This is a genomic window from Allobosea sp. NPDC055332, from assembly GCF_053645455.1.
The window spans coordinates 423575-435963 of record NZ_JBSHMO010000004.1; the positions used below are offsets into that span (position 1 = coordinate 423575).

The following is a 12389-nucleotide window of genomic DNA, read 5'->3' on the forward strand; positions in this document are numbered from 1 at the left end:
CCCTGTGGTAAGGAACGGTCAAGGCTAACGGTCCTACAACCGGGCAACGGGCATAATTTGGCCTTGTTGCGTGGTGAATTGTCGGCTTGACGCGTCCGCGCGAGATGGGATTGACGACGTGGCTGTGAGACATTTCGCGCTGGCGGCGCTCCTTGGCCTCACTTTGGCAGCCTGCGAAGAGGAACGCTATCGCGGCTCCGCGCGCCATAACATCCCGATTCCGTCCGCGACCTACACGCTGATGTCCGAAAAGGGCATGAGCAAGAGCCAGCCCATCCTGATTCGCTCCTACAAGAAGGAGTCGGAGCTCGAAATCTGGAAGAAGCGCGCTGACGGCAAGTACGCCCTGCTCAAGACCTTCCCGATGTGCCGCTGGTCGGGCCAGCTCGGGCCGAAGGTGCGTGAGGGCGACCGCATGGCGCCGGAAGGCTTCTACGCCATCACCCCGGCGCAGATGAACCCGAACTCGTCCTATTACGTCTCGTTCAACATGGGCTATCCCAACGCCTATGATCGCTCGCATGGCCGCACCGGAGCGCATCTGATGGTGCACGGCGCCTGCTCCTCGGCCGGCTGCTACTCGATGACCGACGACCAGATCGGCGAACTCTATGCCCTGGTGCGCGAAGCCCAGAATGGTGGGCAGAAGGCCGTGCAGATGCAGGCTTTCCCCTTCCGGATGACGCCGGAGAATCTCGCCAAGCACCGGCTCGACCCGAACATCGCCTTCTGGAAGAACCTGAAGGAAGGCTCTGATTTCTTCGAGGTGGCCAAGGACGAGCCGTCGGTCTCCGTGGCCGGTGGGCGCTACGCCTTCAATCGCGATGGCGGCCAGGTCGACGCGTCGGTGACGCAGGCCGTGGCCGAGAAGCGCCAGCAGGACGATATCCAGGTTGCGGCGCTGGTCTCGAAGGGCACGCCGGCGATCAAGCTGATCTATGATGACGGCGACCAGCATTCCTCGTTCAAGCGCCTGCTGGCCCAGTCCGGCGCCGATTCGATGAACAGATCGGTGGCCTGGGGCTCGCGCGATGTCGGCATCAGCCGCGCCGATGCGCTGATCGGCCCGCGTGTCGTCGTGCTCGACGACAAGGGCCGCACCAAGGCGACCGTCAGGGCGGAATCGGCCGAGAACGAAGCCGTGCTCGCCGCGGTCAGCAGCGCGCAGGCGGAGGAGGCCAAGCCCGTGGTCGCCGCCGCACCGGCGAAGCCTGCCGCTGCCCAGCCTGCCGCCAAGCCGGCGGGCGATGCGGCGACGCAGGTCGCCAAGGCGACGGCTGGCGCCGCGACGCCCGCGCCGATCCAGACGGCCGCGGCCGAGCCGGCACAGCCTTCCTTCTACCAGAGGGCGCTGAGCTTCGTGCCGCTGCTCGGTGGTTCATCCGAGCCGAAGGAGCAGGCGCCGATCGCTTCGACCGTGCCGGAGAGCCCGCAGACGGTGACCGCGCCGCTGCCGCCGCGCCGTTCCTCGACCTTGCGGACCTCGCAGCTCCAGCAGCCCGACGCGGCCTATGCGAGTCAGCCGACGACCCGTTGAGCCGCTCGCCGATCCTCTGATGTAAAAAAGTCACGCCCGCGGCCAGCAATGGCCGCGGGCGCTTTTCTAGGCGCAAAGCCGGGCGAAACCGGCGTCTTTGCCTATTCGCGCAGCAAGCTGCAAAAAAGCTCGCCTTGCCGATATTGCGCCCGCGAACGCTTAATCATGGCGAATGCATGACGAGAATCGTGCAGGAACCTCGATGGAGTTCGCGATGGCCTTCAAGACCTCTGGCTTGCTGACGGGCTTTGCGCTTTCGATGGCGCTCACTGCTTCCGGCGCGGCGCTCGCCTCGGATTTGCCGAGCCGCAAAGGCGCGCCGCCTGTTCCCGCGCCGCCCAGCATCACTTGGTTCGACATCGCCGTCAGCGTGAAGGGCATGACGGACTATAATTTCCGCGGCATCTCGCAGACAGACCGCAAGCCGGCGATCCAGGGCGGCGCCGAGCTGCAGTTCTACGACAACCTGGTCTATGCCGGCGTCTACGCTTCGAATGTCGACCTGGCGACCAGCCCGCCGGCCGAGATCGATTTCTACGCCGGTATCCGGCCAAAGTTCGGCCCTGTCACCGTCGATGTCGGCGTCTGGCAGTATTATTATCCGAGCGAGAAGCAGTATATCGATCCGGCCGGCACCTACTGGACGCCGCGCAACACCGATTTCACCGAGGTCTACGGCAAGCTCAGCTATAATTTCGAGGACAAGCTGATCCTCGGCGCCAACCTCTTCTACGCCTGGGACTGGCTCGGCACCGGCGCCTCTGGCACCTATGCCTCGGTGACGGCGAAGTACAATCTGCCGTTCCTGGAAGGCCTCTCGGTCTCAGGCGAGTTCGGCCATTACTGGCTCGGCACCACCAATCTCGCGATCTGGTCGACCGTGCCGCCGACCAATCTGCCCGACTATGCCTATTGGAACGCCGGCATTTCCTACACCTGGAAGAATCTGACAGCGGATGTGCGCTATCACGACACCAACCTGTCGAAGAGCGATTGCTTCCTGCTGACGGCCGATCCGCGCGGCATCACCTCGGGCTCGGGCCGCTCGAAATGGTGCAATCCGACCGTGGTGGCGACGCTGTCCTTCGACATCACCGCCAGCAGCGTCGGCATCTTCGCGCCGAAGTAAGCGCTCCTGTTACAGCTGATCTGGAAAGGGCCGCTCGCGAGGGCGGCCCTTTCCTGTTGTCGCAATCGAGCTGCGGACATTACCGCGCCAGCGACGCCCTCATGTAGTTGCGCGGTGCGGTGCCCAGCCGGCGCCTGAACATGGTCGTGAACGCCGCGACATTGTCATAGCCCGCCAGCATGGCGACCTGGGTGACGGGCATGCCCTCGGCCAGGCGTGGAAGGCAGGCGAACAGGCTGGCCTGCTGGCGCCAGGCGACGAAGCTCAGCCCCGTCTCGCGCTGAAAAAACCGCGTGAAGGTCCGCCGGCTCATCGCCAGCTTCGCGGCCCAGTCGTCGAGGCGCTCGGTGACCGAGGGTGCGGCCATATAGGCGCGGCAGAGGGCGGCAAGGCGCCTGTCGGCAGGGAAGGGCAGGCCGAGCGGCCGGATCGGCAGCGCTGCGATCTCGGCCGTCAGCAATTCCAGGACGAGCTCGAGCTTGCGGGTGCCGGGCGGGGCGTCACTCAGGCCGATCGCCGCGGTGATCAGCGCATGTGCGAGATCGGTGACGCCGAGCACCTGCAGCATGCGCTGCGCCAGGTCGTCATCGCCGATGAGGAGGTAGACCGACTTGATGCTGACATCGCTCAGCATCTCGACCGAGTGCTGCAGCCGGGCGGGGATGAGGAGGGCATGCCCCGGCGGGATCATCCAGCAGCCGCGTTCGGTCTCGATCAGCACGACGCCGGAGAAGGCGCAGAGCAGCTGGATATGGCGATGGCTGTGCGGCGGGATCCTGTACCCGGCCGGATTGTCCGAGATGCGGACCAGAATATCGCCATCCGAGTCAGCAACCCGGCCGTGAAGGCGGTGATGGTCGGCATGGAGGGCATCGACCTGTTGCTGTCGCAGCTTTTTCATCGAATGGCCCAAACGCGAAATAAATCGACCGAAACACGAAAGAAGGTCACGAACAAGCCCTGTAGAAGGAGCGCCGCTACAGGTTTCGCCAAAGGACACCGCCATGGTTGCAACGATCGAGGGGAGCCGCCCCCGCTTCGAGAAGACGACGATCTCCGTCCTGCTGGCGGTCAGCTTCTGCCACCTGCTGAACGATGTCATGCAGTCGCTGCTGGCTTCGCTCTATCCGCTGTTCAAGGCCAACTACGCCCTGGATTTCGTCCAGATCGGCCTCTTGACCATGGCCTTCCAGGTCACGGCCTCACTGCTGCAGCCGGTCGTCGGCATGGTGACCGATCGCTGGCCGATGCCCTATTCGGCGCCCGCCGGCATGGCCTCGACCTTCGGCGGCCTGATCCTGCTGGGCAATGCCCATAATTTCGCGGTGCTGATCGTGGCCGCCTGCCTGATCGGCCTGGGCTCGGCGATCTTCCACCCGGAGGCGTCGCGGGTGGCGCGGCTCGCCTCGGGCGGACGGCACGGCCTGGCGCAGTCGCTGTTCCAGGTCGGCGGCAATCTCGGCTCGGCGCTGGGGCCGTTGCTGGCGGCCTTCATCGTCCTGCCCTTCGGCCAGGGCAGTGTCGCCTGGCTCTCGGTGATCGCGATGGCTGGCGTCGTCGTCCTGACGCGGGTCGGGTCCTGGTATGCTGCCCATCGCCGGGCGCAGGCCGGTCGTCCGCCGGCGAGCCGGACCCTGCCGCTGCCGGGCGGGCGCGTTGCCTTCGCGCTGTTCGTGCTGGTGCTGCTGACCGCGACCAAGAACGTCTACATGGCGAGCATCTCCAGCTACTTCACCTTCTACGTCATCGAGCAGTTCCAGCTCGGCTTCCGCGATGCGCAATTGATGCTGTTCCTGTTCCTTGGCGCGGCCGCGGTCGGCACCTTCGCCGGCGGGCCGATCGGCGACCGTTTCGGCGCGCGCTTCGTGATCTGGTTCTCGATCCTCGGCGTCATCCCGTTCGCGCTGCTCTTGCCCTATGCCAACCTGTTCTGGACTGGGGTCCTCAGCGTGATGATCGGGCTGATCTTCGCCTCGGCCTTCTCGGCGATCGTGGTGTTCGCGCAGGAGCTGGTGCCGGGCCGCGTCGGCCTGATCGCCGGCATGTTCTTCGGCTTCGCCTTCGGCGCGGGCGGGCTCGGCGCCGCCTTCCTCGGCGGCTTCGCCGACGCCTACGGCATCACCTTCGTCTACAAGGTCTGTTCCTACCTGCCGCTGCTGGGGCTGCTGACCATTCTGCTGCCAAGGCTGCCGCGGCGCAGCGCGGGCTGAGCCGCGTCCTTCAGGAAGGGGTGGAGAGGACGGCCGCCTCTCTAGCCTTGCCGACCAAGGCGACGAGCCGCGCCTGCTGCTCCGGTGTCAGCAGACGCAATGGCAGGCTGATCGGCGCTCCGGCCAGCGGCCATAGCGAGAGCAGGCCGTTGCCGAGCGTCGCGGAGCGGATGGCCGAGAACGGCATGAAGCCGCGCATGTTGCGGCTGCGCGTCCAGAGGCCGGTTTCCGTGACCAGGATACGGCAGCTCTGCCACTCGGCCATGAAATCGTCGAAGGCTGCCTGCTCGTGGCGCGCAGCGGAAGCGCGGGCGGTGAGGGAGGGCGCCCAGAGGCCAAGCCAGAAGGCGGCGAAGGCGAGTGCCGCGATCGTCCCGCCGGCGCGCAGCTCCGTAGCGCCGCCGGTGACCGCGAGGCTTGCGGCGAGCAGCGCCACAGCACAGCCGCAGGCGATCAGAACGCCCCAACCCTCCCAGAACGAGGGTTTCACCAGAGCCTGCCGTCTGCCGGCCTCGAGGGCCTGGTACTGCGCGAACTCCTCGGCGGTGTAATCGAGCCGTATCTCGAAAGCGGCCTGGCTCACGGACGGCTCCACGTCCTGTTACGTCTTACGTCGTCAGAATGCAGGCGCGCACGTCGGCGGCAAGAAAAAAGCTCCGGCGGTCTGCCGGAGCTTTTCGATCTGGTCAGAGGGTGCTGCAAGCCGGGTCAGACGAACTGGCCGTGGCAGTGCTTGAATTTCTTGCCGGAGCCGCAGGGGCAGAGCTCGTTGCGGCCGACCTTGCCCCAGGTCGCGGGATCGGTCGGGTTGCGCTCGGCGACGGCGAGATCGCCATCGGTCGCCGCGAATTGCGGCTGGCTGGCGAAGAAGCCGGCCGGCGGCGGTGGCAGGGCGTCGCCGCCGTTCTGGTCGATCAGCTGGCCCTCTTCCGACGGCTGCTCGAAGCGGACCTCGACGCGCATCAGATTGCCGGTGACCTGCTCGCGCAGACGCCCGATCAAACTGTCGAAGAGCTCGAAGGCCTCCTGCTTGTACTCGTTGAGCGGGTCACGCTGGGCATAGCCGCGCCAGCCGATGACCTGACGCAGATGATCCAGGGTGACGAGGTGTTCGCGCCAGAGATGGTCGAGCGTCTGCAGCAGCACCTGCTTCTCGATATAGGTCATCACCTCTTCGGTGTTGCGCTCGATGCGCGCCGCATAGTCGTCATCGGCGGTCTTGCGGATGCGCTCGCGCAGCTCGGCGTCGGCGATGCCTTCTTCCTTGGCCCAGTCCTCGATCGGCAGTTCGAGGTTGAGATAGGTCGCGACGTCCTCGCGCAAGCCCGCGGCATCCCACTGCTCGGGATAGGCGTCCTCCGGGATGCGCCGCGAGACGGTGTCCTCGACGACGCCGTGCCGCATGTCGTCGATGGTCTCGCGCACGCTCTCGGTGCGCATGAACTCGCGGCGCTGCTCGAACACGACTTTGCGCTGGTCGTTCATGACGTCGTCGTATTTCAGGATGTTCTTGCGGATGTCGAAGTTGCGCGCCTCGACCTTGCCCTGCGCCTTCTCGACCGCCTTGTTGATCCAGGGATGGACGATCGCCTCGTCCTCCTGCAGGCCGAGCTTCTGCAGCATGCCGTCCATCCGGTCGGAGCCGAAGATGCGCATCAGATCGTCCTGCAGCGACAGGAAGAACTTGGAGCGGCCGGGGTCGCCCTGGCGGCCGCCGCGGCCACGCAGCTGGTTGTCGATGCGCCGGCTCTCATGGCGCTCGGTGCCGATGATGTAGAGACCGCCGGGGCGAGTCATGGTCTTGGCCGGGCGCGAGCCCTTGGCGGGCTCGAGCTCAATGGTCTCGGAGGCGTTGAGGACGATCTCCTTGAAGCGCGCGACCTCGGCCTCGATCTCCTTGATCTTGGCGTCCTTCTCCGGCCCGTCTTCCATGCCCGCGGTCTCGATCGAGACACGCATCTCGACATTGCCGCCGAGTTTGATGTCGGTGCCGCGGCCGGCCATGTTGGTGGCGATGGTGATCGCGCCCGGCACGCCGGCCTCGGCGACGATGAAGGCTTCCTGCTCGTGGAAGCGGGCGTTCAGCACGGCGAACTGCTTGGTGCTCTTGCCGGTACGGGCAGCGGCATAGAGGCTGTCGAGCGCATTCGGCTGGCTGAAGTCGATCTGCTTGAAGCCGGCGGCGACCAGCATCTCGGCGATCTGCTCGGATTTCTCGATCGAGGCGGTGCCGACCAGGACCGGCTGCAGGCGCTCGCTGGCGCGCTCCAGTTCCTTGATGATCGCCTTCACCTTCTCCGGGAAGCTGCGATAGACCTCGTCGTCGTCGTCGATACGGGCGACCGGGACATTGGTCGGGATCTCGACCACTTCGAGCTTGTAGATCTGCTCGAACTCGTCGGCCTCGGTACCGGCCGTGCCGGTCATGCCGGCGAGCTTCTTGTAGAGGCGGAAATAGTTCTGGAAGGTGATCGAGGCGAGCGTCGCGTTCTCGGGCTGGACGGTGACATGCTCCTTGGCCTCGAGTGCCTGGTGCAGGCCTTCCGAATAGCGCCGGCCCGGCATCATGCGGCCGGTGAACTCGTCGATGATCACGACCTCGTCGTTGCGGACGATGTAGTCCTTGTCGCGCGTGAACAGCGAGTGGGCGCGCAGCGCCTGATTGACGTGGTGGACCAGGGTGACGTTGGCGGCGTCGTAGAGATCGCCCTCCTTGAGCAGGTCGGCCTCGCGCAGCAGCTCTTCGATATGCTCGTTGCCGGCCTCGGTCAGGGCGACAGTGCGCTGCTTCTCGTCGACGTCGTAATCGCTCTTGATCAGCTTGGGCAGGACCTTGTCGATCGCGACATAGAGGTCCGACTTGTCGTCGAGCGGGCCGGAGATGATCAGCGGCGTGCGGGCTTCGTCGATCAGGATCGAGTCGACCTCGTCGACGATCGCGAAATGGTGGCCGCGCTGGCTCATCTGCGCGACCTCGTACTTCATGTTGTCGCGCAGATAGTCGAAGCCGAACTCGTTATTGGTGCCATAGGTGATGTCGCTGGCGTAGGCGCGCTGGCGCTCCTCATCGTCGAGGCCATGGACGATGATGCCGAAGCTGAGCCCGAGAAAATTGTAGATCTTGCCCATCCACTCGGCGTCGCGGCGGGCGAGGTAGTCGTTGACGGTGACGACGTGGACGCCCTTGCCGGCGAGCGCGTTGAGATAGACCGGCAGGGTCGCGACCAGCGTCTTGCCTTCGCCGGTCTTCATCTCGGCGATCGAACCCTCGTGCAGCACCATGCCGCCGATCAGCTGGACGTCGAAATGGCGCTGGCCGAGCGTGCGCTTGGCCGCCTCGCGCACGGTAGCGAAGGCCGGGACGAGCAGGTCGTCGAGCTTGGCACCGTCGGCGAGCTGCTGCTTGAAGGTTTCGGTACGGGCGCGAAGAGCCTCGTCGGAGAGCTGGGACACCTCGGCTTCGAGCGCGTTGATCGCAGCGACGCGGGGTTGGTAGCCCTTCACCCGCCGATCATTCGACGAGCCGAAGAGTTTCTTTGCAAGCGCGCCAAGCATGTCTGGCCTTTCAATGGCGAATCCGGCCGGCATCGAGGGCGCGGCCGAAGCGATAACCTTCAGAATTTCACGCGCGTGTTTAGACGGGCGCAGGCGCGTGGTCCAGCACGCGCTCATCCGCGCGCATGTAAGGTCCGGCCAGGCCGGTTCCAAGAGGCTCGGACGGCGGCGAGGCCGGCTGTGGCGGATTGAACCGCGGCGACCGGCTCGCGTTGATGTGCGAGGCCCAGCCTTGCCAAGGCCGCGTTCTGCTGGCACTCAGCCGGCGAGATCGATTTTCGCGCCGTCCACTCGAAAGGCCGCACCGATGTTGTCCTCCCGTCTCGCCATGCTGTCGCTTGGCTTCGCGCTGGCCGCCGCGCCGGCACTTGCGCAGCAGGACAAGCCCGTCGCCAAGGTCGACGGCATCACCATCACCGAGGGCGACCTCAAGCTGGCCGAGGAAGACCTTGGCGAACGCACCGCGCAGATGCCGGAGGAGCGCAAGCGCGAGGAGGTGATCAACTATCTGGTCGACCTCAAGCTCGGCGCCAAGGCCGCAGCTGCCGCCAAGGTCGGCGACGGGCCGGAATTCGCCAAGCGCCTCGCCTATAACCGGGACAAGCTGCTGCTCGACGAGTACCTGACGGTCGAGGCCAAGAAGGCGGCGACGCCGGAGGCGGCGAAGAAGCTGTTCGACGACACCGTCAAGGCGATGAAGCCCGAGGAAGAGGTCCACGCCCGCCATATCCTGGTGCCGGAGGAGGCGCAGGCCAAGGCGGCGCTGGAGCGGGTGAAGAAGGGCGAGGATTTCGCCAAGGTCGCGGCTGAGCTCTCCAAGGATCCGGGTTCGGGCAAGGAGGGCGGCGATCTCGGCTGGTTCGCCAAGGACCGGATGGTGCCTGAGTTCGCCGAGGCGGCCTTCAAGCTGGACAAGGGTCAGCTCTCCGAGCCGGTGAAGAGCCAGTTCGGCTGGCACGTCATCAAGGTCGAGGACAAGCGCAGCAAGCCGCTGCCGAGCTTCGACGAGGTCAAGCCGCAGATCGACCAGTATCTCGTCCGCAAGGCGCAGCAGGACATCATCGTGGCGCTGCGCGACAAGGCCAAGGTCGAGCGCCTCGACAAGCCGGCCGCCCCGGCGACCCCGGCTCCGGCCGAGCCGAAGAAGCCCTGATCGGGCTGCTCCTTTCACAGGATCGTCGTGATGCGCCCGGGCCATGCCCGGGCGTTTGCTTTTGGAGGGGTTCGGACCCTTGTCTTCGTCCCGTCGCTGCGGCACATCGGGCCAACGTTACGAGGAGACGCATGATGGCCGGCAAGGATGTTCCCGTTTCTCCGCTCGCGCCGAAGCGCCAGCCCAAGGTGCCGGCCGTGCCGGGCGTGCGTTTCGCCACCGCCGAGGCTGGCATCCGCTACAAGGGCCGTACCGACGTGCTGCTCGTCCTGCTCGACGAGGGCTCGCAGGCCGCCGGCGTCTTCACCCGTTCGAAGTGCCCCTCGGCTCCGGTCGACTGGTGCCGGGAGAACCTGGCGCAGGGCAAGGCCCGCGCCATCGTCGTCAATTCCGGCAACGCCAATGCCTTCACCGGCCTCAAGGGCCGCGACTCGGTCGCGCTGACCGCGACGATCGCGGCCAAGGCGGCAGGCTGCAAGGCAGAAGAAGTCTTCATCGCCTCGACCGGTGTGATCGGCGAGCCGCTCGACGCGACCAAGTTCGAGGGCGTGCTGGCCGATTGCGCCAAGCGCGCCGCCGACGGCCCCTGGCTCGACGCCGCCAAGGCGATCATGACCACCGACACCTTCCCCAAGGCGGTCTCGCGCAAGGCCAAGATCGACGGGCATGAAGTCGCCATCGCCGGCATCGCCAAGGGCGCCGGCATGATCGCGCCTGACATGGCGACGATGCTCTCTTTCGTCTTCACCGATGCGCCGATCGCAGCCCCTGTCCTGCAGGCCCTGCTGTCGAAGGGCGTCAAGGGCTCGTTCAACGCGATCACGGTCGACAGCGACACCTCGACTTCCGACACGCTGATGCTGTTCTCGACCGGCAAGGCGAAGGCTCGCGGCGTGCCGGAGATCACCGATCCGGGTGATGCCCGGCTCTCCGGCTTCAAGCGGGCGCTGAACGCGCTGCTGCTCGAGCTCTCGCATCTGGTCTGCAAGGATGGCGAGGGCGCCCGCAAATTCGTCGAGGTCCGCGTCGTCGGGGCGCAGTCGGCGCGCTCGGCCAAGAAGGTCGCGCTCTCGATCGCCAATTCGCCGCTGGTCAAGACGGCGGTTGCCGGCGAGGACGCCAATTGGGGCCGCATCGTCATGGCGGTCGGCAAGGCCGGCGAGCCGGCCGATCGCGACAGGCTCGACATTTCCTTCGGCGCAATCAAGGTCGCGGAAGCGGGCGCGCGTGCCGGCTCCTATGATGAAACCGCCGTCTCCGACTACATGAAGGGCGAGCATATCGTCGTCACCGCCGATCTCGGCCTCGGCCGCGGCAAGTCCACCGTCTGGACCTGCGACCTGACCAAGGCCTATGTCGAGATCAACGGCGACTACCGCTCCTGAGCCGGCCGGCCCGGTAGGCCCCAGCAAGGCGTTCATCGTCGGCAACCTCGCCGCCTGCTCGTTCCTGTGGGGCTCGAGCTACCTGTTCATCAAGCTGATGGCCGGCGAGGTCACCCCCTGGGCGATCGCCGCCTGCCGCGGCCTGCTCGGCGCGGCGACGCTCGCGCTCTTCGTTATGGCACGCGGCCAGAGCCCGTTGCCGCGCCGCCACGAACTCCGTCATTGGCTCGTGCTCGGCACGTGCAATGGCTGGCTGCCGAACGTGCTCGTCGCCTATGCGCTGATCCAGCTCGCCAGCGGCCCGGCGGCGATGATCCAGGCGGCGGGGCCGCTGGTCACGGCGCTGTTCGCGCATTTCCTGTTCTCGGAAGAGCATCTGAGCCGGCGCCGCCTTGCCGGTATCCTGGTCGGCATGGCCGGCGTCGCCATCCTGATCGGGCCGCGCCTGGCCGAAGGCGGCGGCACGGTGCTCAGCCTGCTCGCCATGGTCGGTGCGACGCTGTCCTATGCCTGCGCCAATCTCTATACGCGCGCCGTGCCGCCGCGGGCGGGCGACCCGATCCGGCTCGCGCTCGGCCAGCAGATGGTCTCCGGTTCGAGCGCGCTGCTGCTGACGCTGGTCTTCTCGGGCGGAGCGGCGCTCGCGGCGCTGGTGCCGCATTGGCAGGCCGCGCTGGCGCTCGGTGTGCTCGCGACGGCGCTGCCGGTGACGTTCTTCATGCGGTTGATCCGCGCTGCCGGGCCGACGCGGGCGGCGATGACCGGTTATCTCGTTCCGGCGGTCGCTGCCGTCATGGGTGTGCTCGTCCTCGGCGAAACGCTGGAGTTGCGGCAGATTATCGGAGGTTGCATCATCCTCGCAGGCGTCTTCCTGGTATCGACGGCGCCTGCGGGGGGACGAGCCAGATGACGAGGATCGCATGCGTGCTGGGCCTTGCGGCCCTATTGGGTGCCTGTGTGCAGGGACCGGTGACGACGTCATCCTTCTCGGCAGAGGAAGCGGCCTTCATCCGAAAAGACGGAACCGGCATCATCGTCGGCCACGCCTTCCGGACGCGCTCGAAGGGGCAGGTCGTGAACGCCGCCGGCGAGGTCGTGAAGCTGATCCCCGCGACAGCCTATGCCCGCGAACGCTTCAATCGCGTCTTCGGCAAGACCAAGTTCCTGCCGCATTGGCGCTATCCGAACGACCAGGTCGATCCGCGCTATGCCGAGCTCACTCGCACGGCCAAGACCGCGGCCAATGGCCGCTTCAGCTTCGAGAAGGTCGCGCCCGGCACCTACTTCGTCTCGACGCAGGTGATCTGGGGCGAGGAGGACGCGGTTTTCCGCGAGGGCGGCACGGTCTATGACGAGGTCACGCTGACCGGCAAGGAAACCGAGCCGGTCGAGGTCATCCTCTCGGGACATTAGCCTCTAT

Annotated in this window: 10 protein-coding genes; 7 read left to right on the forward strand and 3 right to left on the reverse strand. The window is 66.2% G+C overall.

The genetic code is table 11. The features are described from left to right. Window positions 1–118: 118 nt before the first annotated feature. Together ACWIGM_RS23610 and ACWIGM_RS23615 are read left to right on the forward strand one after the other, a co-directional pair. Complete coding sequence (locus ACWIGM_RS23610) at window positions 119–1537, forward strand: L,D-transpeptidase family protein (RefSeq protein WP_454028407.1); 1419 nt, start codon at window positions 119–121, stop codon at window positions 1535–1537. A 214-nt stretch (window positions 1538–1751) separates the two neighbouring features. Continuing rightward, window positions 1752–2666 (forward strand): TorF family putative porin, encoded by a 915-nt coding sequence (locus ACWIGM_RS23615; protein WP_454028408.1) that lies wholly within the window; start codon window positions 1752–1754, stop codon window positions 2664–2666. A gap of 79 nt (window positions 2667–2745) precedes the next feature. Here the strand turns inward: ACWIGM_RS23615 and ACWIGM_RS23620 are convergent, their stop codons facing one another. Beyond that, a complete protein-coding gene (locus ACWIGM_RS23620) occupies window positions 2746–3567 on the reverse strand; it encodes an AraC family transcriptional regulator (RefSeq protein ID WP_454028409.1) in 822 nt (273 codons plus the stop codon). A gap of 103 nt (window positions 3568–3670) precedes the next feature. Between ACWIGM_RS23620 and ACWIGM_RS23625 the strand changes: the two genes are divergently transcribed. Next, complete coding sequence (locus tag ACWIGM_RS23625; protein ID WP_454028410.1) at window positions 3671–4876, forward strand: MFS transporter; 1206 nt, start codon at window positions 3671–3673, stop codon at window positions 4874–4876. Between the two features lie 10 nt (window positions 4877–4886). Here the strand turns inward: ACWIGM_RS23625 and ACWIGM_RS23630 are convergent, their stop codons facing one another. Further along, complete coding sequence (locus ACWIGM_RS23630; protein WP_454028411.1) at window positions 4887–5459, reverse strand: hypothetical protein; 573 nt, start codon at window positions 5457–5459, stop codon at window positions 4887–4889. Window positions 5460–5584: 125 nt separating this feature from the next. Further along, window positions 5585–8431 (reverse strand): preprotein translocase subunit SecA, encoded by a 2847-nt coding sequence (gene secA / locus ACWIGM_RS23635; protein ID WP_454028412.1) that lies wholly within the window; start codon window positions 8429–8431, stop codon window positions 5585–5587. Between the two features lie 307 nt (window positions 8432–8738). On the opposite strand from secA, the gene ACWIGM_RS23640 reads away from it, so the two are divergent. From ACWIGM_RS23640 to ACWIGM_RS23655, 4 genes are all read left to right on the forward strand, one after another. Continuing rightward, entirely contained in the window at window positions 8739–9584 is an 846-nt protein-coding gene (locus tag ACWIGM_RS23640; protein WP_454028413.1) for a peptidylprolyl isomerase, read from the forward strand. Window positions 9585–9715: 131 nt separating this feature from the next. Beyond that, window positions 9716–10969 carry a bifunctional glutamate N-acetyltransferase/amino-acid acetyltransferase ArgJ gene (gene argJ / locus ACWIGM_RS23645; RefSeq protein ID WP_454028414.1) on the forward strand — a complete coding sequence of 418 codons (1254 nt, stop codon included), beginning with the start codon at window positions 9716–9718 and terminating at the stop codon, window positions 10967–10969. Continuing rightward, a complete protein-coding gene (locus tag ACWIGM_RS23650; RefSeq protein WP_454028415.1) occupies window positions 10938–11879 on the forward strand; it encodes a DMT family transporter in 942 nt (313 codons plus the stop codon). Before argJ ends, ACWIGM_RS23650 begins: the two co-directional genes overlap by 32 nt. Next, a complete protein-coding gene (locus ACWIGM_RS23655) occupies window positions 11876–12382 on the forward strand; it encodes a carboxypeptidase regulatory-like domain-containing protein (protein WP_454028416.1) in 507 nt (168 codons plus the stop codon). Before ACWIGM_RS23650 ends, ACWIGM_RS23655 begins: the two co-directional genes overlap by 4 nt. Window positions 12383–12389 lie beyond the last annotated feature (7 nt).

Coding starts and splice junctions, on each gene's coding strand:
- ACWIGM_RS23615 (WP_454028408.1), top strand. CDS start 1,752: ATGGCCTTCAAGACCTCTGGCTTGCTGACGGGCTTTGCGCTTTCGATG.
- ACWIGM_RS23620 (WP_454028409.1), bottom strand. CDS start 3,567: ATGAAAAAGCTGCGACAGCAACAGGTCGATGCCCTCCATGCCGACCAT.
- ACWIGM_RS23625 (WP_454028410.1), top strand. CDS start 3,671: ATGGTTGCAACGATCGAGGGGAGCCGCCCCCGCTTCGAGAAGACGACG.
- secA (WP_454028412.1), bottom strand. CDS start 8,431: ATGCTTGGCGCGCTTGCAAAGAAACTCTTCGGCTCGTCGAATGATCGG.
- ACWIGM_RS23640 (WP_454028413.1), top strand. CDS start 8,739: ATGTTGTCCTCCCGTCTCGCCATGCTGTCGCTTGGCTTCGCGCTGGCC.
- argJ (WP_454028414.1), top strand. CDS start 9,716: ATGATGGCCGGCAAGGATGTTCCCGTTTCTCCGCTCGCGCCGAAGCGC.
- ACWIGM_RS23650 (WP_454028415.1), top strand. CDS start 10,938: ATGTCGAGATCAACGGCGACTACCGCTCCTGAGCCGGCCGGCCCGGTA.
- ACWIGM_RS23655 (WP_454028416.1), top strand. CDS start 11,876: ATGACGAGGATCGCATGCGTGCTGGGCCTTGCGGCCCTATTGGGTGCC.